This window comes from Microbacterium sp. CH-015, assembly GCF_049707015.1.
In the GTDB taxonomy this organism is placed as follows: Bacteria; Actinomycetota; Actinomycetes; order Actinomycetales; family Microbacteriaceae; genus Microbacterium; species Microbacterium aurum.
The window spans coordinates 134,329-158,073 of the sequence record NZ_JBNAFJ010000004.1; the positions used below are offsets into that span (position 1 = coordinate 134,329).

The 23,745-nt window shown below is 70.6% G+C and carries 25 protein-coding genes; 11 read left to right on the forward strand and 14 right to left on the reverse strand.

Annotated elements, in window-relative coordinates:
• Nucleotides 1-6: 6 nt before the first annotated feature.
• The 3 genes from ACPYN4_RS08495 to ACPYN4_RS08505 are packed head-to-tail and all read right to left on the reverse strand — an operon-like array spanning nucleotide 7 to nucleotide 2,002.
• Entirely contained in the window at nucleotides 7-606 is a 600-nt protein-coding gene (locus tag ACPYN4_RS08495; protein ID WP_076689527.1) for a TlpA family protein disulfide reductase, read from the reverse strand.
• Nucleotides 603-1,232: a histidine phosphatase family protein gene (locus ACPYN4_RS08500; RefSeq protein WP_424446114.1), complete on the reverse strand. Its 630-nt coding sequence runs from the start codon at nucleotides 1,230-1,232 to the stop codon at nucleotides 603-605. Before ACPYN4_RS08500 ends, ACPYN4_RS08495 begins: the two co-directional genes overlap by 4 nt.
• A gap of 53 nt (nucleotides 1,233-1,285) precedes the next feature.
• On the reverse strand, nucleotides 1,286-2,002 hold the full coding sequence (locus ACPYN4_RS08505; protein WP_239280093.1) for a DedA family protein: 717 nt from the start codon (nucleotides 2,000-2,002) through the stop codon (nucleotides 1,286-1,288).
• An 87-nt stretch (nucleotides 2,003-2,089) separates the two neighbouring features.
• On the opposite strand from ACPYN4_RS08505, the gene aspS reads away from it, so the two are divergent.
• From aspS to ACPYN4_RS08530, 5 genes are all read left to right on the forward strand, one after another.
• Entirely contained in the window at nucleotides 2,090-3,430 is a 1,341-nt protein-coding gene (gene aspS / locus ACPYN4_RS08510) for an aspartate--tRNA(Asn) ligase (RefSeq protein WP_239280095.1), read from the forward strand.
• Between the two features lie 160 nt (nucleotides 3,431-3,590).
• Nucleotides 3,591-4,730, forward strand: a complete 1,140-nt coding sequence (locus tag ACPYN4_RS08515) for an ABC transporter substrate-binding protein (protein WP_239280097.1) — start codon at nucleotides 3,591-3,593, stop codon at nucleotides 4,728-4,730.
• The gene (locus ACPYN4_RS08520) at nucleotides 4,727-5,659 is read left to right on the forward strand and encodes an ABC transporter permease (protein ID WP_239280099.1); all 933 of its coding nucleotides are present in this window, start codon (nucleotides 4,727-4,729) and stop codon (nucleotides 5,657-5,659) included. The genes ACPYN4_RS08515 and ACPYN4_RS08520 overlap by 4 nt, the downstream gene beginning before the upstream one ends.
• A complete protein-coding gene (locus tag ACPYN4_RS08525; RefSeq protein ID WP_424446115.1) occupies nucleotides 5,656-6,480 on the forward strand; it encodes an ABC transporter permease in 825 nt (274 codons plus the stop codon). Before ACPYN4_RS08520 ends, ACPYN4_RS08525 begins: the two co-directional genes overlap by 4 nt.
• Nucleotides 6,477-7,583: an ABC transporter ATP-binding protein gene (locus ACPYN4_RS08530; protein WP_424446116.1), complete on the forward strand. Its 1,107-nt coding sequence runs from the start codon at nucleotides 6,477-6,479 to the stop codon at nucleotides 7,581-7,583. Before ACPYN4_RS08525 ends, ACPYN4_RS08530 begins: the two co-directional genes overlap by 4 nt.
• A 31-nt stretch (nucleotides 7,584-7,614) precedes the next feature.
• Here ACPYN4_RS08530 and ACPYN4_RS08535 read toward each other — a convergent pair whose 3' ends face one another.
• The 5 genes from ACPYN4_RS08535 to ACPYN4_RS08555 all read right to left on the reverse strand — a co-directional run bounded on the left by ACPYN4_RS08535 (nucleotide 7,615) and on the right by ACPYN4_RS08555 (nucleotide 9,149).
• On the reverse strand, nucleotides 7,615-7,911 hold the full coding sequence (locus tag ACPYN4_RS08535) for a Dabb family protein (RefSeq protein ID WP_076689513.1): 297 nt from the start codon (nucleotides 7,909-7,911) through the stop codon (nucleotides 7,615-7,617).
• Complete coding sequence (locus tag ACPYN4_RS08540; protein ID WP_281651810.1) at nucleotides 7,908-8,201, reverse strand: glutaredoxin family protein; 294 nt, start codon at nucleotides 8,199-8,201, stop codon at nucleotides 7,908-7,910. Before ACPYN4_RS08540 ends, ACPYN4_RS08535 begins: the two co-directional genes overlap by 4 nt.
• Before the next feature lie 75 nt (nucleotides 8,202-8,276).
• Nucleotides 8,277-8,375 carry a 30S ribosomal protein bS22 gene (locus ACPYN4_RS08545; RefSeq protein ID WP_003792170.1) on the reverse strand — a complete coding sequence of 33 codons (99 nt, stop codon included), beginning with the start codon at nucleotides 8,373-8,375 and terminating at the stop codon, nucleotides 8,277-8,279.
• A gap of 82 nt (nucleotides 8,376-8,457) precedes the next feature.
• Nucleotides 8,458-8,649, reverse strand: a complete 192-nt coding sequence (locus ACPYN4_RS08550) for a helix-turn-helix domain-containing protein (protein WP_076689509.1) — start codon at nucleotides 8,647-8,649, stop codon at nucleotides 8,458-8,460.
• Nucleotides 8,650-8,741: 92 nt separating this feature from the next.
• On the reverse strand, nucleotides 8,742-9,149 hold the full coding sequence (locus tag ACPYN4_RS08555) for an ArsR/SmtB family transcription factor (RefSeq protein WP_239280104.1): 408 nt from the start codon (nucleotides 9,147-9,149) through the stop codon (nucleotides 8,742-8,744).
• 126 nt (nucleotides 9,150-9,275) lie between these two features.
• Between ACPYN4_RS08555 and ACPYN4_RS08560 the strand changes: the two genes are divergently transcribed.
• A complete protein-coding gene (locus ACPYN4_RS08560) occupies nucleotides 9,276-10,718 on the forward strand; it encodes a TrkH family potassium uptake protein (protein WP_424446117.1) in 1,443 nt (480 codons plus the stop codon).
• The gene (locus ACPYN4_RS08565; RefSeq protein WP_287271588.1) at nucleotides 10,711-11,382 is read left to right on the forward strand and encodes a potassium channel family protein; all 672 of its coding nucleotides are present in this window, start codon (nucleotides 10,711-10,713) and stop codon (nucleotides 11,380-11,382) included. The genes ACPYN4_RS08560 and ACPYN4_RS08565 overlap by 8 nt, the downstream gene beginning before the upstream one ends.
• A 55-nt stretch (nucleotides 11,383-11,437) precedes the next feature.
• Here the strand turns inward: ACPYN4_RS08565 and proC are convergent, their stop codons facing one another.
• Nucleotides 11,438-12,271 (reverse strand): pyrroline-5-carboxylate reductase, encoded by an 834-nt coding sequence (gene proC, locus ACPYN4_RS08570; RefSeq protein WP_287271587.1) that lies wholly within the window; start codon nucleotides 12,269-12,271, stop codon nucleotides 11,438-11,440.
• A 96-nt stretch (nucleotides 12,272-12,367) separates the two neighbouring features.
• On the opposite strand from proC, the gene ACPYN4_RS08575 reads away from it, so the two are divergent.
• Nucleotides 12,368-13,480 (forward strand): alpha/beta fold hydrolase, encoded by a 1,113-nt coding sequence (locus ACPYN4_RS08575; protein WP_424446119.1) that lies wholly within the window; start codon nucleotides 12,368-12,370, stop codon nucleotides 13,478-13,480.
• 82 nt (nucleotides 13,481-13,562) lie between these two features.
• On the opposite strand, the gene ACPYN4_RS08580 is transcribed toward ACPYN4_RS08575, so the two are convergent.
• Nucleotides 13,563-13,994, reverse strand: a complete 432-nt coding sequence (locus ACPYN4_RS08580) for a nucleoside deaminase (protein WP_076689497.1) — start codon at nucleotides 13,992-13,994, stop codon at nucleotides 13,563-13,565.
• A gap of 59 nt (nucleotides 13,995-14,053) precedes the next feature.
• Between ACPYN4_RS08580 and upp the strand changes: the two genes are divergently transcribed.
• Nucleotides 14,054-14,686, forward strand: a complete 633-nt coding sequence (gene upp / locus ACPYN4_RS08585) for a uracil phosphoribosyltransferase (RefSeq protein ID WP_287271586.1) — start codon at nucleotides 14,054-14,056, stop codon at nucleotides 14,684-14,686.
• A 34-nt stretch (nucleotides 14,687-14,720) separates the two neighbouring features.
• On the opposite strand, the gene corA is transcribed toward upp, so the two are convergent.
• The 3 genes from corA to ACPYN4_RS08600 all read right to left on the reverse strand — a co-directional run bounded on the left by corA (nucleotide 14,721) and on the right by ACPYN4_RS08600 (nucleotide 19,867).
• Nucleotides 14,721-15,722, reverse strand: a complete 1,002-nt coding sequence (corA, locus tag ACPYN4_RS08590) for a magnesium/cobalt transporter CorA (RefSeq protein WP_424446120.1) — start codon at nucleotides 15,720-15,722, stop codon at nucleotides 14,721-14,723.
• A gap of 246 nt (nucleotides 15,723-15,968) precedes the next feature.
• On the reverse strand, nucleotides 15,969-16,268 hold the full coding sequence (locus tag ACPYN4_RS08595; protein ID WP_076689493.1) for a DUF3467 domain-containing protein: 300 nt from the start codon (nucleotides 16,266-16,268) through the stop codon (nucleotides 15,969-15,971).
• Nucleotides 16,269-16,312: 44 nt separating this feature from the next.
• Nucleotides 16,313-19,867, reverse strand: a complete 3,555-nt coding sequence (locus ACPYN4_RS08600; RefSeq protein WP_424446121.1) for a TM0106 family RecB-like putative nuclease — start codon at nucleotides 19,865-19,867, stop codon at nucleotides 16,313-16,315.
• 94 nt (nucleotides 19,868-19,961) lie between these two features.
• Here ACPYN4_RS08600 and ACPYN4_RS08605 point away from each other — a divergent pair, with 94 nt between their 5' ends.
• Nucleotides 19,962-22,034, forward strand: a complete 2,073-nt coding sequence (locus tag ACPYN4_RS08605) for an NAD(+) synthase (RefSeq protein ID WP_287271584.1) — start codon at nucleotides 19,962-19,964, stop codon at nucleotides 22,032-22,034.
• Nucleotides 22,035-22,043: 9 nt separating this feature from the next.
• Here ACPYN4_RS08605 and ACPYN4_RS08610 read toward each other — a convergent pair whose 3' ends face one another.
• A complete protein-coding gene (locus tag ACPYN4_RS08610; protein ID WP_424446122.1) occupies nucleotides 22,044-22,631 on the reverse strand; it encodes a hypothetical protein in 588 nt (195 codons plus the stop codon).
• A gap of 196 nt (nucleotides 22,632-22,827) precedes the next feature.
• On the opposite strand from ACPYN4_RS08610, the gene ACPYN4_RS08615 reads away from it, so the two are divergent.
• Nucleotides 22,828-23,733 (forward strand): hypothetical protein, encoded by a 906-nt coding sequence (locus ACPYN4_RS08615; RefSeq protein ID WP_424446123.1) that lies wholly within the window; start codon nucleotides 22,828-22,830, stop codon nucleotides 23,731-23,733.
• Nucleotides 23,734-23,745: the final 12 nt, after the last annotated feature.

Here is a 23,745-nt window from a genome sequence, read left to right on the forward strand (position 1 = left end):
CCGCGCTCACGTCGTCTCCGCCAGCACGTCGTTCACGATCGTCTTGAGGATCGAGCCGCTCTCGACCTGGCCGATGAAGCGCGCGGCGACCCGGCCCTGCGCATCGAGCACGAGAGTGATCGGCACCGACTGCAGCGGTGTCCACGACGCGAAGGCGAGCTTGAGGTCGGCATCCTCCTTCGCGAGCAGCGAGGGATAGCTGATGCCGTACTTCTCCTCGAACGCGGTCGCCGTCTCGGGGCCGTCATAGATGTTGACGCCGAGGAACTGCGCCCCCGCGGGCTCGACCTCCTGGAACGTCGACTCCAGCGTCGGCGCCTCGGCACGGCAGGGACCGCACCCGGCGTACCAGAAGTTCAGCACGAGCACGTCGCCGGCGTAGTCGGTGCTCGTCACGGTCGACCCGTCGACGGCCGTCCCGGTGAACGCGACGGCGTCGCCGCGGTCGGCGGGGGCGATCTCCTGCACGGTGCCGTCACCGGAGATGTAGCCCTTGTCGCCGCCCTGCTGGTACTGCTCGACCAGTCCGTCGTTGCCGCCGGTGCACGCCGTCAGAAGCAGTGCGGCGAGCGCGACGGCGGAGGCCGCGGTTCTGCGCCCGGTCATACCGCCCCCACATCCACGGCGCCGGCGAGGGATGCCGGCTCGGCGTACGACACCTCGCGCCAGCGGTCGCCTTCGCGCTCGAAGCTCGTCACGCTCGACAGCGCGCAGCGCCGGCGGCGCGGGTCGTGCCGCAGCGGCTCGCCCTGGACGGCGAGGTGGGTGATCCAGATGGGCAGCTGGTGCGAGACGATGACGACATCGCCGGATGCCGCGGCATCCCATGCCTCGCGCATCGCGGCGTCCATGCGGTCGACGATCTGCGTGTACGGCTCGCCCCAGCTCGGCAGGGCGGGCGTGCGCAGATAGTGCCAGTTGCCCGGGTTCATCAGGGCGCGGCGCATGCGCTTGCCCTCGAACACGTTCGTCGGCTCGATGACGCGCTCGTCGAGCGTCGGCTCGAGGCCGAAGGCGGCCGTGAACGGTTCCGCCGACTCGCGCGTTCGCTGCAGCGGCGAGGCGTACAGCGCCGTCACAGGGCGACCGAGGCGCTTCACGTGATCGGCCGCCTGCTGCGCCATCGCGCGGCCGTCGTCGCTGAGCCGAAAGTTCGGCAGCCGCCCGTAGAGCACGCGCTGGGGGTTGTAGACCTCCCCGTGGCGCACGAGGTGGAGGCGTTCGACGGGCACCCGCCAAGTCTACGGGGGCCGCGTCTGTGGCTGGGCTGGGAGCGGGCGGAGGCCTACTCCGCCGGTACCTTCGCGGCTCGGCGCTGCGCCCAGAGCCCCCGCACGCGGGCGAGGACGAACCACACGACGGCGGCGATCGCCGCGGCGATGACGACGTACTGCAGGATGTCGGTGTACTGCTCGATGACCGGCCACGCCTCGCCGAGGAAGAACCCGCAGAGCACGAACACGGTGTTCCACACGAGCGAGCCCGCCGCGGAGAGCAGCCCGAATCGCCAGAGGGGCATCCGGGTGACGCCGGCGGGGATGGAGATGAGCGAGCGGAAGATCGGGATCATCCGGCCGAGGAAGACGGCCTTGCCCCCGTGGCGGGAGAACCAGGCGACCGTCTTGTCGATGTCCTCGGGGTGCAACAGGGGGACGCGCGCCGCGATCGACCGGAGCCGATCGAGCCCCAGCCACGCGCCGAGTCCGTACAGCAGGAAGGCACCCACGACGGCACCGGCGGTCGTCCAGGCGATCGCCTCCGCGATCGTGAAGGCGCCGCGCGAGGCCGCGAGACCCGCCGTCGGCAGGATGACCTCGCTCGGCAGCGGGGGGAAGAGGTTCTCGAGCGCGATCGCGATGCCCGCGCCCGCCGGGCCGATGAGCTCCATGAGACCCACCGTCCAGTCGGCGAGGGCGCTCAGCCACGATTCGTCGTGGGAGCCGTCGGCGGCCTGGGCGAAGGGGCTCGGGGCGGGAGTGGCGAGGGCGAACGCGATCGTCATGACACCGACGGTAGGCCGCCGAGGTTGCCGGTTCCTGTGGATCCGCCCGGGTCGCCGCGCCGTCGCCCGCACGTAGACTGGACCCTCGTGAGTGAACGCACCCTCGTCAGCCAGCTGCAGTCCCGCGAAGACGGCCCCGTCTCGGTCTCCGGATGGGTCGAAACCGTCCGCGATCAGAAGAAGGTGCAGTTCGTCATCCTGCGCGATGAGACCGGCGCGGTACAGCTCGTGAACCCGGCCACCCGCCCTGACCCCGAGGCCAGCGGCCAGGACGCCGATGCGCTCGCGCTGACCGCGCTCATCTCGGAGCTGTCGACCGGCACGTTCCTCACCGTGACGGGCGAGCTCAAGCACGACGAGCGCGTCAAGCTCGGCGGCGTCGAGATCAAGATCCGGTCGCTCGACATCGCGGCATCCGCCCTGCCCGAGACGCCCATCGCCGCCGACAGCGGCCTCGACAAGCGCATGGACTGGCGCTTCATCGACCTGCGTCAGCGCCGCAACGCGCTCATCTTCCGCATCTCGACGACGCTCGAGCACGCGATGCGCACCTACTGGGTGGAGCGCGACTACATCGAGCTGCACACCCCGAAGCTCATGGACAGCCCCGCCGAGGGCAACGCCGAGCTGTTCGCCCTGGAGTACTTCGGCGACCAGACCGCCTACCTCGCGCAGAGCCCGCAGCACTACAAGCAGATGGCGCAGGCCGCCGGCTTCGGCAAGATCTTCGAGATCGGCGACGTGTTCCGCGCCGACCCGAGCTTCACCAGCCGCCACGCGACGGAGTTCACCTCGGTGGATGCCGAGATCAGCTGGATCGACTCCTACGAGGACGTCGCCGCGATGCAGGAGGAGCTCATCGCGACCGCGTTCGCCGCGGTCAAGGAGAAGCACGGCGCCGAGATCGAGGAGCTGTTCGGGCAGACCGTCGAGGTCCCGACCCTCCCGTTCCCGCGCATCCCGCTCGCCGAAGCCCGCGAGATCGTGAAGGCGCGGGGCTACGAGATCCCCCGCACCGACGGCGACCTCGACCCCGAGGGCGAGCGCCAGGTCTCCGCGCACGTGAAGGAGACGTACGGCAGCGATTTCGTCTTCGTGACCGACTACCACCCCGAGATCCGGCCGTTCTACCACATGCGCAACGCCGAGACCGGGCTCACCGCGTCGTACGACCTGCTCTACCGCGGCACCGAGATCACGACCGGCGCGCAGCGCGAGCACCGCATCGACGTGCTGGAGGCGCAGGCGCTCGAGAAGGGGCTGTCGCTCGAGGGTCTCGCGCACTACCTCGACTTCTTCCGCTACGGCGTGCCGCCGCATGGCGGGTTCGGCATGGGTCTTGCGCGCGTGCTGATGCTGATGCTCGGTCAGGACTCGATCCGCGAGGTCACCTTCCTGTTCCGCGGGCCGACGCGCCTCGCCCCGTAAGCGAAGGGTCCGCTCCGGCGGGCCCTTCGTCGTCTTTGCCTCTCCTTTGCCGATCGTTCATCTGCGACGCACGAACGGTCCATCCTCCGCCCCTAACGTCCTCTCGTCCCCGTTGCACGAACGCTCCCGCGCGCGTGCACCACCCGAGAGGAATACCCGTATGTCCCGTCTTGCGCTGCGCCGGATCGCTCCGGCCGTCGCTCTGCTCACCGCCTCGGCCATCGCCCTGGCCGCCTGCTCGTCGTCCTCGGATGCCACCGACGGCGCCTCCGACTCTGCGTCGGACGCCGCCACCGCCACGAGCGTCGCCGACTTCGGCACGTTCGCCGACCTCGAGGCCGCCGCCAAGGCCGAAGGCAAGCTCAACGTCATCGCGCTGCCGCGCGACTGGGCGAACTACGGCGAGATCATCGACGCCTTCAAGAAGAAGTACCCCGAGATCGAGGTCACCGAGCAGTCCCCCGACGTCTCGAGCGCCGAGGAGATCCAGGCAGCCACGACGAACGCAGGTCTCGACACCGCCCCCGACGTGTTCGACCTCGGCCTCACCGTGGCCCTGCAGAACACCGACAAGTTCGCCGCCTACAAGGTGCAGACGTTCGACGAGATCCCCGACGCACTCAAGGAGCCCACGGGCCTGTTCGTCGGCGACTACGGCGGGTACATGTCGGTCGGCTACGACTCGAGCCGCTTCCCCGAGCCCGCCGAGATCACCGACCTGCTGGGTGAGGACTACAAGGGCTCGGTCGCGATCAACGGCGACCCGACGCAGGCCGGCGCCGCCTTCGCGGCCGTGGGTCTGGCCACCGTCCAGAACGGCGGCACGCTCGACGACTTCCAGCCCGGCATCGACTTCTTCAGCGAGCTGCAGAAGGCGGGCAACCTGCTGAAGGTCGACGTGACCACCGGCACGATCGCATCGGGCGAGACCCCCGTCGTCTTCGACTGGGACTACCTGAACGCGACGCACTCCGCCGACAACGCCAACTGGAAGGTCAAGGTCTTCTCGGGCACCGGCTACGCGGGCTACTACAACCAGGCGATCAACAAGGATGCCCCGCACCCGGCCGCCGCGCGCCTGTGGCAGGAGTTCCTCTACAGCGACGACGTGCAGAACCTCTGGCTCGCCGGCGGCGCCCGCCCCGTGCGCATGGAGGCCATGACGAAGGCCGGCACGATCGACGAGACCGCCGCGGCGAAGCTCCCCGCAGCCCCCTCCGACACGGTCGTTCCGACCGAGGCTCAGAGCAAGGCCGCCGGCACGCTCCTCGGCGAGAAGTGGGCCTCGGCCGTCCAGTGACATCCGCGACCGTCGCACCCGCTGCGACGAGCACAGGCCCCGGGTCGGAGCACCACGCTCCGGCCCGGGGCCGGTCCCGTCGCAGCGCACCGTCCCTCACGTGGCTGGGGCTTGTCCCCTTCGCCGCGTACCTCCTCCTCTTCCTGGCCCTGCCGACCGTCCTCGCGATCGGCACCGGCTTCTTCGAGAAGAACGGCACGTTCACCTGGGCGAACATCTCCGCCCTCGTCGACCCCGTCGTCCTCACCGCGTTCTGGAACAGCACGTGGCTGTCGCTGCTCACCGCTGCCATCGGCGCGATCCTCGGTGCGCTCGTCTGCTACGCCGCGATGGGCCTTCCCCCGCAGAGCGCCCTACGCAGCGCACTGGATGCCGCGACAGGCGTCCTCGCCCAGTTCGGCGGCGTCATGCTCGCATTCGTCTTCATCGCCACGATCGGCGTGCAGGGTGTCATGACCCTGCTTCTCAAGGATTCTTTCGGCGTCGACCTGCAGCCGGGGACCTGGCTCTACTCGGTGCCGGGCCTCATCCTCCCCTACATCTACTTCCAGGTGCCACTCATGGTCATCACATTCCTCCCCGCCCTGTCGGCGTTGAAGTCGCAGTGGTCGGAGGCGAACCTCACGCTCGGCGGCACGCGGGCGAGCTTCTGGCTGCGCATCGGCCTGCCGGTGCTCGCGCCGTCGTTCCTCGCGAGCTTCCTGCTGCTGTTCGCGAACGCGTTCTCGTCGTACGCGACGGCCGCCGCCCTGGCGAGCCAGGGCTCGCAGATCGTGCCGCTGCAGATCCGCGCGGCGCTCACGAGCGAGACCGTGCTCGGGCGGGAGAACCTCGCGGGCGCCCTCGCGCTCGGCATGATCGTCGTCGTCGGCGTCGTCATGGCCATCTACGCCCTCGTCCAGCGGCGCGCCGCGCGGTGGCAGTCGTGAGTGGGCCCGGTATCGCGCCCTCGCGGGTGACACGCACCGTGATCGGCATCGTGATCGGCATCCTGTTCGCGATCCCGCTGCTGTCGACGTTCCTGTTCACCCTGCGCGACCGCGAGAGCGGCGGGCTGTCGTTCGCCAACTGGGTGCGCGTGTTCGACCCCTCCAACACCCAGGTGCTCACGCCCATCTGGACAGGACTCGGCAACTCGCTCGTCCTTGCCGTCGTCACGGTCGTGATCGTGCTCGTGCTCCTGCTTCCGACGATGATCCTCATCGAGCTGCGCTTCCCGAACCTCGCACGCGTTTTCGAGTTCGCGGTGCTGCTGCCGATCTCGATCCCCGCGATCGTGCTCGTCGTCGGTCTCGCGCCGCTCTACCTGCAGATCGGGCGCATGTTCGGCACGGGAACGTGGACCCTCGCCTTCGCGTACGGCATCACCGTGCTGCCGTTCGCCTACCGGTCGATCAAGGCGGCGATGGATGCCGTGGACCTCCGCACGCTCGCCGAGGCGGCCCGCTCGCTCGGCGCGGGCTGGCTCGCCGTCGTCATCCGGGCGCTCGTGCCGAACCTCCGACAGGGGCTCCTCGCGGCATCCCTCATCTCCGTCGCCGTCGTCCTCGGCGAGTTCACGATCGCGTCGCTGCTGAACCGTCAGGTGTTCCAGACCGCGCTCGTGGTGGCGCAGAAGATCGACCCGTACGCGTCGGCGATCTTCACGCTGCTCTCGCTCCTGTTCGTCTTCCTCCTGCTCCTCCTCGTCGGTCGCGCGGCCTCCTCGTCTTCACGGGGACGCCGCCGCGCCGGAAAGGCCTCGTCATGACCACCGCCGACTCCCCCGCGCGCGCCCTGCCGCGCACCTCCGAGAACCTGCTCCTGCACGAGACCGGCGAAGGCACGACGGTGCAGCTGGCCGGTATCGTGAAGGAGTTCGGCGCGACGCGCGTCCTGCACGGCGTCGACCTCGACATCGCCCCCGGCGAGTTCGTGTCGCTGCTCGGACCGTCCGGCTGCGGCAAGACGACGCTCCTGCGGATCCTCGCGGGGCTCGAGGACTCCACCGACGGCACCGTCTCCTTCGACGGGAAGGATGTCTCGCGGGTGCCGACCAACAAGCGCGACATCGGCATGGTGTTCCAGTCGTACTCGCTGTTCCCGCATCTCCGGGTACTCGACAACACCGCATTCGGGCTCCGCCGGCGCGGTATCGGCGCCCGCGAAGCGGCGAAGCGCGCGCAGGATGCGCTCGAGCTGGTCGGGCTCGGACATCTCGCCGACCGGTTCCCGCATCAGCTCTCCGGCGGTCAGCAGCAGCGCGTCGCCCTCGCCCGCGCCCTCGTCACGGAGCCCCGCGTGCTGCTCCTCGACGAGCCGCTGTCGGCGCTGGATGCCAAGGTGCGCGTGCAGCTGCGCGACGAGATCCGCCGCATCCAGCTGCGCCTGGGCATCACGACCGTCTTCGTCACGCACGACCAGGAGGAGGCGCTCGCCGTCTCCGACCGCATCGCCGTCATGAACGCGGGCCGCATCGAGCAGATCGGCACGCCGGGCGAGCTGTACGAGCGCCCCTCCTCTCCCGAGGTCGCGGCGTTCGTCGGGCTCTCAAGCGTCGTGCCTGCGGTCTCCGACGGCGCCGTCGCCCGCGTGTGGGGCCTCGAGCTGCCGCTGCTGCGCCCTGTGGATGCCGGTGCGGTGGAGATCTTCGTCCGCCCCGAGAATGTGCGGCTCGTCACGACCGCCGTGCCCGGCATCGACGCCACCGTGCAGGAGTCGACCTTCCTCGGCAGCTTCCGCCGCACGCTCGTGCGCACCTCGGACGGTGCGATGATCACGCTGCAGCACCCCGTCGGCGAAGCGGTCACCTACGACGATGTCGTGCGCGTGTCGATCGACCCCGTTCCGGTGCTCGCCCGCGTCGCGTCCTGACGACATCCTTCGAGGTCTGGGTGCGACCCGCTCAGACCTCGAAGTCGACGGCGACGCGGTCGGAGACGACCGAACGGATGTAGCCTGCCACGGCCTGGTGGTCGGGGTGCGTCTGATAGGCGTCCAGGCCGGCACGATCGGCGAAGTCCGCGACGAGGGCGACGTCCCAGTTGCCGCCCCCGACGACGTCGGGCCCGATCGACAGGTCGACGATAGACGGCACGACCTCCCGCAGCGCCCCGAGATCGGCCGAGACCTTCGCGGCCTGCGCGGCGCGCTCGGCGGGGTCTTCGGTGCGCAGCTTCCAAGCGACGACGTGGCGGATCATGCGGTGTCCTTTCCGGAGGGGGTGCGCGTCGCGGCATCCTGCGTCGCGGCATCCAGTGCTGTGCGCAGCCGCGCCGCGTCGAGGCGCCAGTGCGCGTGCAGCCGGTCGTCGATGAGCACGACCGGGATCTTCTCCCACCACGTGTCGTACAGTGACGGGTCGTCGAGGATCGAGACCTCCTCGACCGAGACGGCGTCCTCATCGTAGTCGGCGACGACGATGTCGACGATCTCGCGCGCGACGTCACAGAGGTGACAGTCGGGCTTCGAGATGATCGTCAGGGTGGCCACGGCATCCATCCTCCCCCATACACGAAGCGCCCGTCCATGAGGACAGGCGCTCGGTGTACGTGCCGCGAAGAAGGCTTACTTCTTGTTGCGGCGCTGGTGGCGAGTCTTGCGAAGCAGCTTGCGGTGCTTCTTCTTCGCCATGCGCTTGCGGCGCTTCTTGATGACAGAACCCACGGAAAACCTCACTATGTCAGGGGTCTGGACGCGGATCGCCACGTCCGGGATCGGGCACCTCGAAAAATGCCCTCGGAACAGTCTAGCCGACGTCGGCGATGGGCCGTTGCAGGGCGTCGGTGACGGCGGTCTCGGGCACGCGGTAGCTGCGCCCGAAGCGCACGGCGGGAAGCTCTCCCGCGTGCACCAGGCGGTACACCGTCATCTTCGACACGCGCATGAGCTCCGCCACCTCGGCGACGGTGAGAAAGCGCACGTCAGACAGGTCCGCCATCAGACTCCCCCAGATCCAGTAAAGCTGTGGACCAACAGTAGAGCGTCGGTGCGACGCCTGTAAACCTCTGTGACCGCTGTGACGAGCCGAGCTCAGCGCCCGGGGATGCGCTTGAACGCGCTGTCCCAGGCGTGCTTGGCGGATGCCGCGGCCCGCCCGACGAGATCCGCGGCCGCGACGGCGGACTCGGGCAGGGTCGTCGCGGGGTCGGCGTCACCGATCAGTCCGTCGTCGAAGAACGGCACCAGCCAGTCGTCGATGATGTCCAGCGGCGCCGGCGAGAGCGAGTAGAACCGGTGCTGGCCCTCTTCGCGGACCGTCACGAGCTCGGCCTCGCGCAGCACCTTGAGGTGCTTGGAGACGGTCGGCTGGCTCACCCCGAGCTCGGTGACGATGTGCGAGACGCTCGTGCCCCGCTCCCCGGCGGAGGCGCGCTCGCGCAGCAGCTGCAGGATGTCCCGACGGGTACCGTCGGCGATCACGTCGAAGATGTCCGCCATTCCCTTAGGTTAGCCCGCGCCGCGCCCGGAGTACCATGACAACGGCGCGGCGACGACCGGGCGCCGATCGCCGGACCGGCGCGGACGCAGAAAACCAGGCACGGACGCAGGAAAAAGGGGGGCTTCATGACGGGCGACACCGTCGGCGCCCGTGCGTGGCGCAGCCTGCAGAGCCTGATGGGACAGTCCTGGGATCGCCTGCGCGACCTGACGACCGCCTCCCCCTCCCGCTTCGCGGTGGGCGTCTTCCTCACGCTGATCCTGCTGTTCACCGCCCTGTTCATGCTTCCCGCGGCCGCCGCAGACGGGCAGTCCACTGCATTCGCCGACGCGCTGTTCACGGCGGTCTCGACGATCTGCGTCACGGGACTGTCGACCGTCGACATGGGGACGCACTGGAGCCCGTTCGGGCACGTGCTCGTCTACATCGGCGTCAACGTCGGCGCGCTCGGTGTGCTGACCCTGGCATCCATCCTCGGCCTCGTCATCTCCAAGCGGCTGGGCCTGCGCGCGAAGCTCATCGCCGCTGGCGACACCAATCCGCTGCGCGCCCACGGCGGCCCCGTCAACGAGGGGCAGACCGTCCGTCTCGGCGAGGTCGGCCAACTGCTCGCGACGGTCGCGCTGTCGACCCTCGTCATCGAGGCGGGGCTCGCGATCCTGCTGTACCCGTCGCTGCTGCTGAGCGGGATCGACCCGATCAGCGCGCTGTGGGACGCGCCCTACTACGCGGCGATGTCGTTCACCAACACCGGCTTCGCCCCCAACGCCGGCGGCCTCGAGCCCTTCGCGCAGAACTACGTCGTGCTGACGCTGCTCATGGCCGGCGTCTTCCTCGGGTCGATCGGCTTCCCGGTGATCTTCACCCTGTGGCGGCACCACTTCCACGTGCGCCGCTGGTCGCTGCACGCGAAGCTCACCGTCATCACGACGGTCGTCCTCTTCTTCGCCGGCGCGGGCGTGTTCCTGCTGCTGGAGTACGACAACCCCGAGACCTTCGGCGGGATGGATGCCTGGGACACCACGTTCCAGGCCTTCTTCCTGTCGGCGATGACCCGCTCCGGCGGCTTCTCCGTCGTGGACATGAGCGAGCTGCACGGCTCGTCGCTCGTGGTCGGCTCGATGCTCATGTTCGTCGGCGGCGGCTCGGCGTCCACGGCGGGCGGCATCAAGGTGACGACGCTCGCCGTCCTCGCGCTCGCGGTCTGGTCGGAGGCGAAGGGCCGGCCGAGCGTGGAGGCGTTCGGCCGCCGCATCCCGAGCGACGTGCAGCGCGTCGCCCTGTCGGTCGTGGCGTGGGGCGCGACCATCGTGGCGCTGTCGACCATCACGATCACGCAGATCACCCAGCAGCCGGTCGAGTACGTGCTTTTCGACGTCATCTCGGGCTTCGCGACCGTGGGTCTGTCGACCGGGGTCACGCAGCAGCTGCCGGACTCCGCCGTCTACGTCATGGCCCTGACGATGTTCATGGGGCGCGTTGGTACAGTGACACTCGCCGCGGCCGTGGCCGCGACATCCCGTTCTCAGCACTACTCGCTGCCCGTGGAAAGGCCCATCGTTGGTTGAGCAGATCCGGAGCGACGCTCCCGTCCTGGTGATCGGCCTCGGCCGGTTCGGCGCCGCGTGCGCCGGCGAGCTCGACCGGCTCGACCGCGAGGTGCTCGCGATCGACGACAACCTCGAGCTCGTGCAGAAGTGGTCGGAGCGGGTCACCCACACCGTGCAGGCCGACGCGCGCAACATCGAGGCGCTCAAGCAGATCGGCGCGCAGGACTTCCAGGTGGCCGTCGTCGCCGTGGGCTCCTCGATCGAGGCGTCGGTGCTCATCACCGCGAACCTCGTGGATTTGAAGGTCCCGCAGATCTGGGCGAAGGCCGTGTCGCAGAGCCACGGCAAGATCCTCGCCCGCGTCGGCGCGAACCACGTCATCTATCCCGAGCGCGAGGCTGGCGAGCGCGTCGCGCACCTCGTGTCGGGCCGGATGCTGGACTTCATCCGCTTCGACGACGACTTCGTGCTCGCCAAGATGTACCCGCCGAAGTTCATCCGCGGCATCGGCCTCAACGAGTCGGGCGTGCGCTCCAAGTACAACGTCACCGTTGTGGGCGTGAAGAGCCCGGGCAAGCCGTTCCGCTACGCCGAGGCGAACACCGTCGTCACCAACCACGACCTCATCATCGTCTCGGGCACGAACTCCGACATCGAGCGGTTCGCGTCGCTCGACCGCTGACCTCCCGCGAGAAACCACCCGCGGGAGGTCAGCGGTGGGTGTCAGGCGCCGGGCGTCAGGCGCCGGCGGCGAGCTCGCGGGAGCGCGCGAGCGCGGCATCCGTCGCCTCGGCGAAGATGCCGGCGAGGTTCGCGCCCTGGAGCACGGCGATCGCCCGTTCGGTCGTGCCCTTCGGGCTCGTCACCCGACGGCGGAGTTCGGCCGGGTCTTCCCGGGTCGCGTCCAGCAGCGCGGCGGCGCCGATGAAGGTCTGCTCGGCCATGAGGCGCGCATCCGCGTCGGAGAAGCCCTTGCCGCGCGCGGCCTCGGTGAGGTCCTCGATCAGCAGGAAGACGTACGCCGGGCCCGACCCCGAGATCGTGCCGAGCGCGTCGATCTGATCTTCGGCCAGTTCGATCACCACGCCGCACGTCTCGAAGAGTTCCCGCACGAGGGCGACGTCGGCGGCGGATGCCGCGGGACCGGCAGCAATCCCCGTGACGGCCTTGCCGACCACGGCCGGCGTGTTCGGCATCGACCGGACGACGGCGACGTCGTCCCCGACGATCGACGCGAACGTCGCGAGGGTGACGCCGGCGGCGAGGCTCACGACGATCACACCGGGGCGGAGGACCGGGGCGATCTCGCGCAGCAGGTCGGGAACCATCACGGGCTTCACGCCGATGAGGACGATGTCGGCGCCCGCCGCGGCGGTCGTGTTGGCGGCCGGATCCTGCTCGAGCGCCAGGCTCGTCACGCCGGCCAGTCCTTCGAGGTCTGCGGCCTTGGCCGCCGTCCGGTTGGTGACGACGATCCGCGGCGCACGGCCAGAGCGGACGAGCCCCTGGAGAATGGCGCCACCCATCGAACCGGCACCGAGAATCGCGATCGAGGGGAGGTCATCAGCCATGCCCTCAATCCTATGGACGATCTGCCGCGCAGGGTCGGAGGGAATCCCCTGGGACGCACCCGGCGCACGCCTACCCGCGCATCGTAGGATGCCGTCATGACCCTCCTGGACGGCATCACCTCCCGCCTCGTCGACACCGACCGGCTGACGGTCGGCATCCTGGAGCGCGTCGGCGACAACCCGGCGACCGCGCCCGAGCAGACGGTCGTCCTCATCCACGGGAACGTGTCGTCGAGCCTGTTCTGGCAGGAGCTCATGCAGGATCTGCCGAGCGATCTGCGCGTGATCGCGATCGACCTGCGCGGCTTCGGTGAGACCGAGAGCCTCCCCGTCGACGCGACGCGTGGCGTCCGCGACTTCAGCGACGACGTCCACGCGACGCTCACCGCGCTCGGCATCGAGACGGCTCATCTCGTCGGCTGGTCGATGGGCGGCGGCGTCGTGATGCAGTACGCGCTGGATCACCCCGTCCTCTCGCTCACGCTGCAGGCGCCGGTGTCGCCCTACGGCTTCGGCGGCACCCGCCGCGACGGATCGCGCCTGACCGACGACGACGCCGGCTGCGGAGGCGGCGGCGCCAACCCGGACTTCGTACAGCGCCTCACCGACGGCGACATGACCGACGAGTCGCCGACCTCACCGCGCAGCGTCTTCCGCTCAGGCTACGTCGCCGACGGGTACACCAGCGAGCACGAGGACATCTGGGTGGAGTCGATGAACACGACGTCCACGGCCACGGGGAACTACCCCGGCGACGGCGTCGACAGCCCGAACTGGCCGGGATTCGCGGCGGGCACGATCGGCGTCCTCAACACGATGGCGCCCCGCTACTTCAACACCTCGGGGATCGTGGACCTGCCCGTCAAGCCGCCGATCCTGTGGATCCACGGCACGGCCGACGCCATCGTCTCGGACGCCTCGTTCTTCGACCTCAACCACCTCGGCGCGATCGGGGTGATGCCGGCGTGGCCGGGGCCGGAGGTCGCTCCCGCGCAGGAGATGGTGTCGCAGACCCGCGACGTCCTCGAGGCGTACCGCGCGGCGGGCGGCGAGGTGACCGAGGTCGTGCTGGAGGGCGTGGGCCATTCGCCGCATCTGGAGCGCCCCGCGGAGTTCCGCCGCGCACTGCTCGAGGTGATCGGCTACATCGGGCGTCCCGCCGATCCGGCGCCGCCGACCGAGGCGATCATCCTCAGCTCCTCGGACTGAGCACCCGGCGACCTCGGCGCGCAACCAGCGACCTCGACGCGGAACCAGCGACCTCGACGCGGAACCGGCGACCTCGGGGCGGTCAGCGGCGGGCGTCGAAGAACGTGCGCAGCAGGGCCTGCGCTTCGGCCTCGCGCACCCCGGCGACGACCTCCGCCCGCACCGGCAGCCGCCGATCGCGCAGCACGTCGTACACCGATCCCGCCGCGCCCGCCTTCTCGTCCCAGGCGCCGAAGACCACGCGCCCGACCCGCGCCTGCAGGATCGCGCCGGCGCACATGAGGCAGGGCTCGAGGGTCACCACGAGCGTGCAGCCCTCGAGATTCCATGAGCCGAGGGATGCCGCGGCCGCCCGCAGGGCGACGATCTCGGCGTGTGCGGTGGGATCGGCCGTCGCTTCGCGCAGATTGCGTCCTTCGCCGCGCGGGGTGCCCGCGGCATCCGTCACCACGGCCCCCACCGGGATCTCACCCGCCGCTGCCGCCGCGGCGGCGAGCTCGAGCGCACGTCCCATCGCGGCGTCGTCACGAGCCGGAGCGGGAAGGGGCACGCGCCCAGCGTAGGCTGAACGCCATGCGCGTGCACGTTGCCGACCACCCTCTCATCACCCACAAGCTCACGGTGCTGCGCGACAAGCGCACGCCCTCGCCGGTGTTCCGCCAGCTCACGGAGGAGCTCATCACGCTCCTCGCCTATGAGGCGACTCGCAACGTGCGCGTCGAGGACATCGAGATCGAGACCCCCGTGACGACGACGGTGGGGGTGCGGATCGGCGAGCCCCGGCCGCTCGTCGTGCCGATCCTGCGGGCGGGCCTCGGCATGCTCGACGGCATGGTCAAGCTCCTGCCGACCGCCGAGGTGGGCTTCCTCGGCATGGCGCGCAACGAGGAGACCCTGCAGCCGTACACGTACGCGGAGCGCCTGCCCGAGGACCTCAGCGACCGGCAGTGCTTCGTGCTCGACCCGATGCTCGCCACCGGCGGGTCGCTCGGTGCGGCGATCGACTTCCTGTTCGCGCGCGGCGCGCAGGACGTCACCGCGATCTGCATCCTGGGCGCACCCGAGGGCCTCGCGAAGATCGAGGAGCAGGTCGGTGATCGCGACGTGACCCTCGTGCTGGGCGCCCTGGACGAGCGCCTCAACGAGAGGGGCTACATCGTGCCCGGTCTCGGCGACGCGGGCGACCGCCTCTACGGCACGGTCTGAGCGCCCGCACCGGCGACCGCGCCGGTGACGTCGGTCACAGCCAGCGGCGGCGCTTGAAGAGCACGTACAGCAGCGTCGGGAAGGCGATCATCACCGTGAGCGCGACGGGGTAGCCGTACTCCCAGTGCAGTTCCGGCATGACGTCGAAGTTCATGCCGTACACGGTGCCGATGAGCGTCGGCGCGAAGATGATCGCCGCCCACGACGAGATCTTCTTCACCTGCTCGTTCTGCTCCAGGTTGACTTCGGTCTGGCGCCGCGCGACGAGGGCGGAGTGCACGGTCAGCGCCTTGTCGAGCACCATGCGGAAACCGTCGATGCGCTCGGTGACCCGGATGGCGCGGTCGCGCACGTCTCGGAGCTTTCGCTGCAGCTCGATGTCGACGTGGTAGGCCTCCTGCCCCCGCTGCAGCCACTCGATGATCGAGACGAGCGGGTACGTCGCGCGCGAGAAGCGGACGAGCTCGCCGGAAAGCTCGTAGATGCGGCGCGACAGCGCGTCATCGTCCGCGTCGCCGAACAGGTCGTCCTCGATCTCGTCGATGTCGTTCTCGATGCCGGCGACGACCGGCTCGTACTCGGCGACCACGCGGTCGAACACGGCGTACAGCACCGCCTCCGACCCGAGCGAGAGCAGTTCTGGCTGCGCCTCCAGCCGGCGGCGCACGGCGCTGAGGTCGGGCGACTCGGCGTGGCGGATCGTGATGAGGAAGTCGGGACCGGCGAACAGGTGCAGCTCGCCGATGTCGAGCCGCTCGTGCTCGTCGTCGTACCGGGCGGGGCGGAGCACGATGAACAGCGTGTCGCCGTACCGCTCGACCTTGGAACGCTGGTGGCCTCCGGTCGCGTCTTCGATGGCGAGCGGATGCAGATCGAACTCGGTCGCGACCGAGGCGAGCTCTTTGTCGGACGGGCGGTAGAGCCCGATCCACGCGAAGCCCTGGTGCGCTTCCTGGAGCGCGTAGGCCTCGTCCAGCGTGACAGGGGTGGCGACGCGGATGCCGTCGACGTAGACGGCGTTGTCGATGAGGGTCATGAGGGGGTCTCCTTGCCGGGCGGGCGCGCCGGGGCGCGCGTCATCGGCGCCCCGGATCGGGACGCGCGAGGATGCCGCGGAGCAGCCGGCTCTCAGCGTGCGAGGACGCGAGCGGGATGCACCGCGGCGCGTCTACTGTCGTCTGCCATGGTGTCTCACCGCCTCGGGTCGGGGCCCGCTCATCGGGGGGCTCGGCGAGTATAGCCCTCGCACGTGAACCGTGCGCTCAGGAACCCTCAGGAACCCTCAGGAACCGGAGCGCCGCCCGGTCTCCTGCTCCCAGAACTCCAGCTGCTGCGTGAGCGCCTTGGCGAGCTCGAACACCTGCTGCGGCGGGATCCGCACCCGCTGCACCACGCGCCCGGGGACGATGGTGACGGGGTTGCCGTCGGCATCCGCCCCTGCCTGCGGCGGACGCGCGAGCGAGACGAAGTCCATGACGAACACGTCGGACGTGTGCCAGACGTTCGCGAAGTCGGCGTAGTTGCCCGGCACGACGTCGGGGGGAACCTCGATCTCGAACTGGCGCGGAACCTCATCGGTCATGACTTCCCCCTGTCCGTGGCCGCGGCGTGCGGGCTGTGGCGAGTCTACGGCCGATCCGCGCCGACGAGCCGGGCGAAGGCGCTGAGCCTCGCGACGCCGTCCGGCGTGCGGGGCAGGTCGTCGAGCAGTCCGGTTCCGTACACGATGTATGCGGTGTGCTCCGCCCGGGAGACAGCGACGTTGAGGCGGTTCTGCAGCAGCAGGAACTCCAGTCCCCGCGGCGCGTCGCGTCCGCTGGACGCGGCCAGCGACACGATCGCGACCGCCGCCTCCTGCCCCTGGAACTTGTCGACCGTGCCGACCGGCACGGCGCCGAACCCGGCTGCGACGAGCGCCTCCTCGACGAGCACCTGCTGCGCGTTGTACGGGGTCACCACGATGAGGTCGGTGGGGGCGAGCGGGCGTGGCGCCGCATCCTCCCCCGCCGTCCACGACCGCCCGACGAGGTCGCGGACGATCCCGACGACCGCGGCGGCCTCTTCGGCGGACTGGGTCGCGTTGCCGGTGTGACCGAACGGCACCGGGACGACCCCCGGCGTGACGCCGGCGAGGTGCCGCGCCGAGGTGCTCGGGTGCGCCGCGAGCCGGCCCTCGTACGACAGCTCCGACACGGGAGCGGCGACTTCGGGCCTCATGCGCCGGGTCTGCGCGAGGAAGTACCCGCGGTCGTCGGCGATGACCGCGGCCCCGTCCATGACCCAGCCGAGCGCGGAGGTGTCGACCGGCTCGGGGTGGGTGCCCTGACTCACCTGCGGCAGCTGCTGCGGGTCGCCCAGCAGCAGCAGCCGCTGCGCGGCCACCGACACGGCGATCGTCGAGGCGAGCGAGAACTGGCCGGCTTCGTCGATGACGAGCAGGTCGAGACTGCCGCGCGGGACCCGCCCGGCATGGCTGAGGTCCCACGCCGTCCCGCCGATGACGAACCCCTCCGGATGCTCGTCGGCGAACGCCGCGTAGCCGTCCTTCGCGATGGGGGTGAAGCACTCCGCGCCGGTGGGTGTGCCCTTCGTCGCCTTCGCGACCTGCGCCTTCGGAACGCCGGCGACGACGATGCGGTCGAGCATGTGCTCCACCACGGCGTGCGATTGGGCGACGACCCCGACCCGGTAGCCGCGCTCGGCCACCAGACGCGCGATGACGTGCGATCCCACGTAGGTCTTGCCGGTGCCCGGCGGCCCCTGGACGGCGAGGTAGCTGCGGTCCAGCTCGTGGACGGCACGCACGATGTTCTCGACGTCGTCGGCGCCGCCCCGCGGCAGTACGCCGCTCGCGGTGCGTGGCGACCGCCGCAGCAGCAGATCGGTGGCGGCGTCGTGCGGGAAGGAACCGGACGCCGTCGGCGCGACCTCGATCAGCGTGTCCGCCCACTGGTCGATGGCCGCCTGCTGACTGCCCGCCTGCGGCGGCGCGGGCGGCGTCAGGGCGATGGGCAGATCCTGCCAGGTGAAGCCCTGGATCGCGTTCTCCTCCACGACGACGCCGTCATCGAGCACGTCGACGACGCGGACGGTGCGGGCGGCGTGGATCCACCGCGGACTCGTGTCGATGGGGAACGGCGCCGGCAGCTCGTAGACGACGAACGTCGACGAGTCGGCGGTGAGCTTGGTGCCCGGCGCGAGGTCGCCCCGCAGCTCGACGACACGGCGCTGCACGCGCGCACCCTCGGGGATGTGCCAGTCGGTGAGCACGCGGCAGCGGTCATGGTCGAAGACGACGACGTCGCGGGTGTCCTCCCAGATCGACACCGGCTCCCGCAGGCGCAGGAAATGCGTCGCCCAGAAGGTCTTCGCCTCGCGCGGGTAGTAGTCGATCGCCGCGGCCCCCAGCCGGAGCGCGGTGACCGCGCGCTCGTCGAGATCGGCGGCGGATGCCGCGGCGTCCGCGAGGCGAGTGAGCGCCTCCGCCCGGGGCGACGGCTCGTAGGGACGCTCCGCTGCATCGATGTCGGCCGACGGCCGGAGGTTCGCCTCGCGCGCCCGCTCGACGAGCCAGTCGCGCAGGCGTCGGGTCGAGACGCAGTCGTAGCGGTTGTAGTCGGCGAGGTCGTCGAGGATCGTCTGCGCCTCGGCATCCTCCCCGGCATCGCTGAGCGCGCGGGACTCGACGTACTTCACGATCGAGTCGTCGCCGCGCTGCACGTCGCTCGTGCGCACCTCGTCGCCCATGTACAGCGGTTCGAGCTTCTTGATGGAGTACGACCGGGATCCCACGCGCAGCGCCCGCCGCACGATCGGGTACAGGTCGACGAACACGCCCTCCCGCAGCAGCGTGTCCACCTCGGCTTCGCGCACGCCGTACCGCGCGGCCATCGCCAGCAGATGCGTCGGCTCGTACGGCGCGTAGTGATAGATGTGCATGCCCGGGTGTTGCCGCCGACGCAGCGCCACGACGTCGAGGAAGTCCTCGAGCGCCTGCTTCTCCTGTGCGAAGTCGTGCGCCCACAGCGCGGAGTACTGCTCGGCGTCGTCCACCCAGCCGAACAGGTAGTCGATGCCCCATTGCGGTGCCCCGCCGGCGGCGGGGGTCTCGGTGTAGAGGGGATCGCCCTCGAAGTCGAAGAACAGGTCGCCATGGTCGGGGCGCGGCAGCGCACCGATCGCCTGCGGGAGCACGACCTCGTACGTCGGCACCGCGTGCCCCTCGGCCGGCGCGGGCTGCACGCCGCCCGCGGGGCTCGTCAGCTGCAGCCGCGCCTGGGTGCGGAGCCCGGTGAAGGTATCCACCGACATGCGCTCCGGCGCCTCTCGCGCCTCGGCGAGGTCATCGATGGTCCGGATGCCGGCCAGTCGCAGCCGGTCGCGCTGCACTGGCCGCATGCCGGCGACGAGCAGCAGGTCTCGGTGCAGGGTGACCTCGGCGTCGCACGTCGCGCAGCGGCCGCACGTGACGACGCGCAGCGCTCCGCGCTCATCGCCCCACGCGATCGGCGCGCCGCCGGCACCCGCGGCGAGGTCGCGGTCGGCGATGAGGGCGCGGAGCCGCTCACGGCGCAACCGGAACACCGGCATGAGGTCGCGCACTGCGTGGACCGAGGTGCTGCCGTCACCCAGCAGCAGCTCGACGCGGTCGCGGTGCGGCACGCCGAGCCGATCGAGCTGATCGACGTATGCCGCCAGCTGCATGAGCGCCGTGACCCGCGCGTGCCGTGCGAGCTTGGTGTCCTGCACGACCCACGGTTCCGGCGCACCCGCCGCCGCGTCGCGCACGAGGAAGTCGGCGAAGCCGACGAACTCATCGGTGGCGAACACCGCCTGGTAGACGACGTCCACGGCGGGATCGGCGAGGGCGGCGGTGGTCGCGGCGACCGCCGCGGCGACGGCCTCGGCATCCGACGACCGGGTCTCGGGAAGCTCCACGACGCGACCCTCCCCCGGAAAAGCGGTGCGATACGCCTCGAGCTGGCGCAGCTCGTGCTGCGTGCCGAGACGGCCGGCGCGGGCGAGCGTCGCGTCTTCGGGCTCGACGACCGCCGGCACGCGTCCGAGCTTGGCGTCGATGGCGCGCAGCCACGCGAACTCGCATTCCGCCGCCGCCTTCAGGTCGCTCGCGCTCCAGACGATCCGCGCCGGCCCGGCCGCGCCTGCTTCGATGTATCGCATGTCACCCTTCCGCGATCGACACTAGCCGCGGGCGCCGACACGGTGCCGCGCCGCCCGCACCCTGACGAGCGCGCGTACCTGACAGACTGGAGCCGTGAGCGAGGACCTGCCGTTCGAGAGTCTGTACCGTCACGGTTTCGCGCGCGTCGCGGCGTGCACGATCCCCGTCGCGATCGCCGACCCCGCCCGCAACGCCGACGCCGTCCTGGCCGCTGCTCGCGAGGCTCACGAGGCGGGGGCCGCCGTGGCCCTCTTTCCTGAGCTGTGCCTGACGGGGTACGCGATCGACGACCTCGTGATGCAGGATGCCGTGCTCGACGCCGTCCTCGCCGCGCTCGCGGGCCTCACCGCGGCATCCGCCGACCTCCGCCCCCTCCTCGTCGTGGGCGCGCCGCTGCGCCTGGGGGCCCGGCTGTACAACTGCGCCGTCGTGATCCACCGCGGGCGCATGCTCGGGATCGCCCCGAAGAGCTATCTGCCGACCTACCGCGAGTTCTACGAGGCCCGCTGGTACGCCGCCGGGGCCGAGGCGCCCGACTCCGTGACGCTCGCCGGTGAGGAGGTGCCGGTCGGCACCGACCTGCTCTTCGAGGCGACCGACGTCGCCGGGCTCGTCGTGCACGCCGAGGTGTGCGAGGACATGTGGGTGCCGGTGCCGCCGTCGTCGCGGGCGGCGCTGGCCGGAGCGACGGTGCTCTTGAACCTCTCCGGCAGCCCGATCACGGTCGCCCGCGCCGACGACCGCCACCTGCTCGCGAAGTCGCAGTCCTTCCGCTGCCTCGCCGCCTACGCGTACGCCGCCGCCGGACAGGGCGAGTCGACGAACGACGTGTCGTGGGACGGCCAGACCATGATCTACGAGGCCGGGAACCTCCTCGCCGAGACCGAGCGCTTCCCCGACGGGCCGCGCACGGCGTACGCCGACGTCGACCTCGACCGGCTCCGCCAGGAGCGTCTGCGTCAGGGCACGTTCGACGACAACCGCGTGCAGAGCTGGCCGAACGGCCGCCGCATCGCGTTCGAGGTGCAGCCGCCGGCGTCCGACCTCGGCCTGCGGCGCCCGCTCGACCGGTTCCCGTTCGTCCCCGACGACGCCGCCCGGCTCGATCAGGACTGCTACGAGGCGTTCAACATCCAGGTGTCGGGCCTCGAGCAGCGCATGCGCGCGATCGGGTCGCCGAAGCCGGTCATCGGCGTCAGCGGCGGCCTCGACTCGACGCACGCCCTCCTCGTCGTCGCGCGCGCGATGGACCGGATGGGCCGCCCGCGCAGCGACATCCTCGCGTACACGATGCCCGGCTTCGCGACGAGCGACCACACGCGCTCCAACGCGATCGCGCTCGCCGAGGCGATCGGCGCGTCGATCGAGACGATCGACATCCGCCCGATGGCGACCGAGATCCTGAAGGGCATCGGGCATCCTTTCGCCGGCGGCGAGCCGGTGTACGACGTGACCTTCGAGAACGTGCAGGCGGGTGCGCGCACCGACTTCCTGTTCCGCCTCGCGAACCAGAACGGCGGCTTCGTCGTCGGGACCTCCGACCTCTCCGAGCTCGCGCTCGGCTGGGCGACGTACGGCGTCGGCGACCAGATGAGCCACTACGCCGTCAACGCGGGCGTTCCGAAGACACTCATCCAGCACCTCATCCGCTGGGTCATCGCGCACTCCGCGTCCGATGAGTCGGGCACCGACCTGACGGATGCCGCGAAGACGGTGCTGCAGTCGGTGCTCGACACCGAGATCAGCCCCGAGCTCGTGCCGGCGGGGCAGGACGGCAAGGTGCAGTCGACCGAGGACACCATCGGCCCCTACGCGCTGCACGACTTCGCGCTGTTCCACGTGCTGCGCTTCGGGTTCCGCCCGTCGAAGATCGTGTTCCTCGCGGAGCACGCGTGGCGGGATGCGGATGCCGGCGCCTGGCCGCCCGGGTTCCCGGCATCCGACCGCTACACGTACGACCGTGAGGAGATCGTGCGCTGGCTGCGGGCGTTCCTCACGCGCTTCTTCGGCTTCGCGCAGTTCAAGCGCACCGCGATCCCGAACGGGCCAAAGGTGCTGCCGGCGGGCTCGCTGTCCCCGCGCGGCGACTGGCGCGCGCCCAGCGACGGCAACGCCGCGGTGTGGCTCGCCGAGCTCGACACGGCGCTGCCGGATCTCGCCGGCTGACGGGCCGGATCAGGCGGCGGGCAGCGTCCCCACCGCGATCGTGATGACCCAGCTGTCGCGCGACGCGTCGACGAGCGTGTACTTCATCTTGCGATCGGGGATCCAGCCGCGGTGGCGCCCCGCATCCAGCCGGACGAGCTCGGGCGAGACGCGCACACCCCGGCCGTCGGCCTCGAGCACGGCCTGCACCCGTACCCAGTGCTGCAGCAGGTCGGGGATGTTGCTCTCGTCGAACAGGCGCGAATGCTTCTGCATCTGCCGGATGTCGGCGGGCTCGGGGGTCATGTCGCGGATGTCGATGCCCAGCGGCAGACCCGGGTCGCAGATCGCGACGACCGTGGCGGCGCGGTAGCTGGCGGTCACGATCGCGATCGGCAGTTCCTCGCCGTCCTTGGAGGCGATGAGGCGCGTGTGATAGCCGAAGCCGCGGGGCGCTTCGCGCTCGATCCGCACGTCTTTGACCTCGCAGTGCAGGCGTGCCGCGATGAGCTCCTTCGCGATGATCCGGCGGCGGTCGTGCACCGTCGTGCCCGGGTCCCATCCCAGGCGCGCGTCGACGCCGGCCGGGGTATCGAGCAGAACCGTCTGCAGTGTCATGTCGCTCCTTCACCGTCTCGGCGGCATCGGGGATGCCGTTGCCTCACATCTTGTCCCAGATCGCGCCGACGCGGGCACCGGACGATCGTGTCAAACCCGCGCCCGCTCATGATCGGTAGTCTCGATGTACCGCCGACGCATCCGCCGAGGGCGACGCCGCGGCACGATCGATGCCCCCGACAGACGAGAGATGGCCATGTCGACCACCCCGCCCATCGACCCCGCCGACCGCCCGACCCCCGCGGACGACCAGCCCACCCAGGCGTACCCGCCCGCGGATCAGCAGCCCACCGAGGCGTACCCGCCCGCACCGCAAGCCCCGTACGGACAGGCGCCGCAGGCGCCCTACGGGCAGGCACCCTACGGACAGGCGCCCTACGGGCAGGCGCCGGGGTATGCGCCCGCTCCGGCCGGCCCCGACACGCGGAGCAAGGGCGTCGCGTGGACCGCCCTCAGCCTCGCCATCGTCGGCATCGTGCTCAGCCTCATCGGACTCATCCCCGTCGCATGGGTGGGCCTGATCGCCGTGATCATCGGCGGCCTCGTCCTGCTCGCCGCGTTCGTCTTCGCGATCGTGGGCCTGGCGGGCAAGCGCAACGGCGGCAAGCCCCTCAGCATCACGGCTCTGGTGCTGTCGGTCGTCGGTGCGACCATCGGCGCGTTCGCCCTGATCTGGGCCATCGTCGTCACGGGACTGACGGCGGCGGGAACGAGCCTCGACTCGGGCTCGACGGGCGTCGTGCCGGCGCCGACCCCGACCTCCGAGATCTCCGGCGGCGCGGAGGACGGTGCGACCGACGACGGTGCCACCGACGACGCCGCGACGGCGGACGAGGCGGCGTTCCTCGCGGAGGTCCGGCCGAAGGTCAACGACATCATGGCGCAGATCGACCCGAGCGCCACGCCGGAGGTCGTCGCGCAGGCGCTTCCCGATGAGACCCTCGTCATGATCGGACAGGCCCTGCTGGTCAGCGGCGAGGCCGGCATCGACCAGATCGTCGACCAGACCTTCACCGGCAGCGGCGCGTCCGACGAGGACATCGAGAAGCTGCGCTCGCTGTACCAGGAGATCCTCGCGTCGGCGGAGGCGCACCTGCAGTAGGGGCGGGCAGGG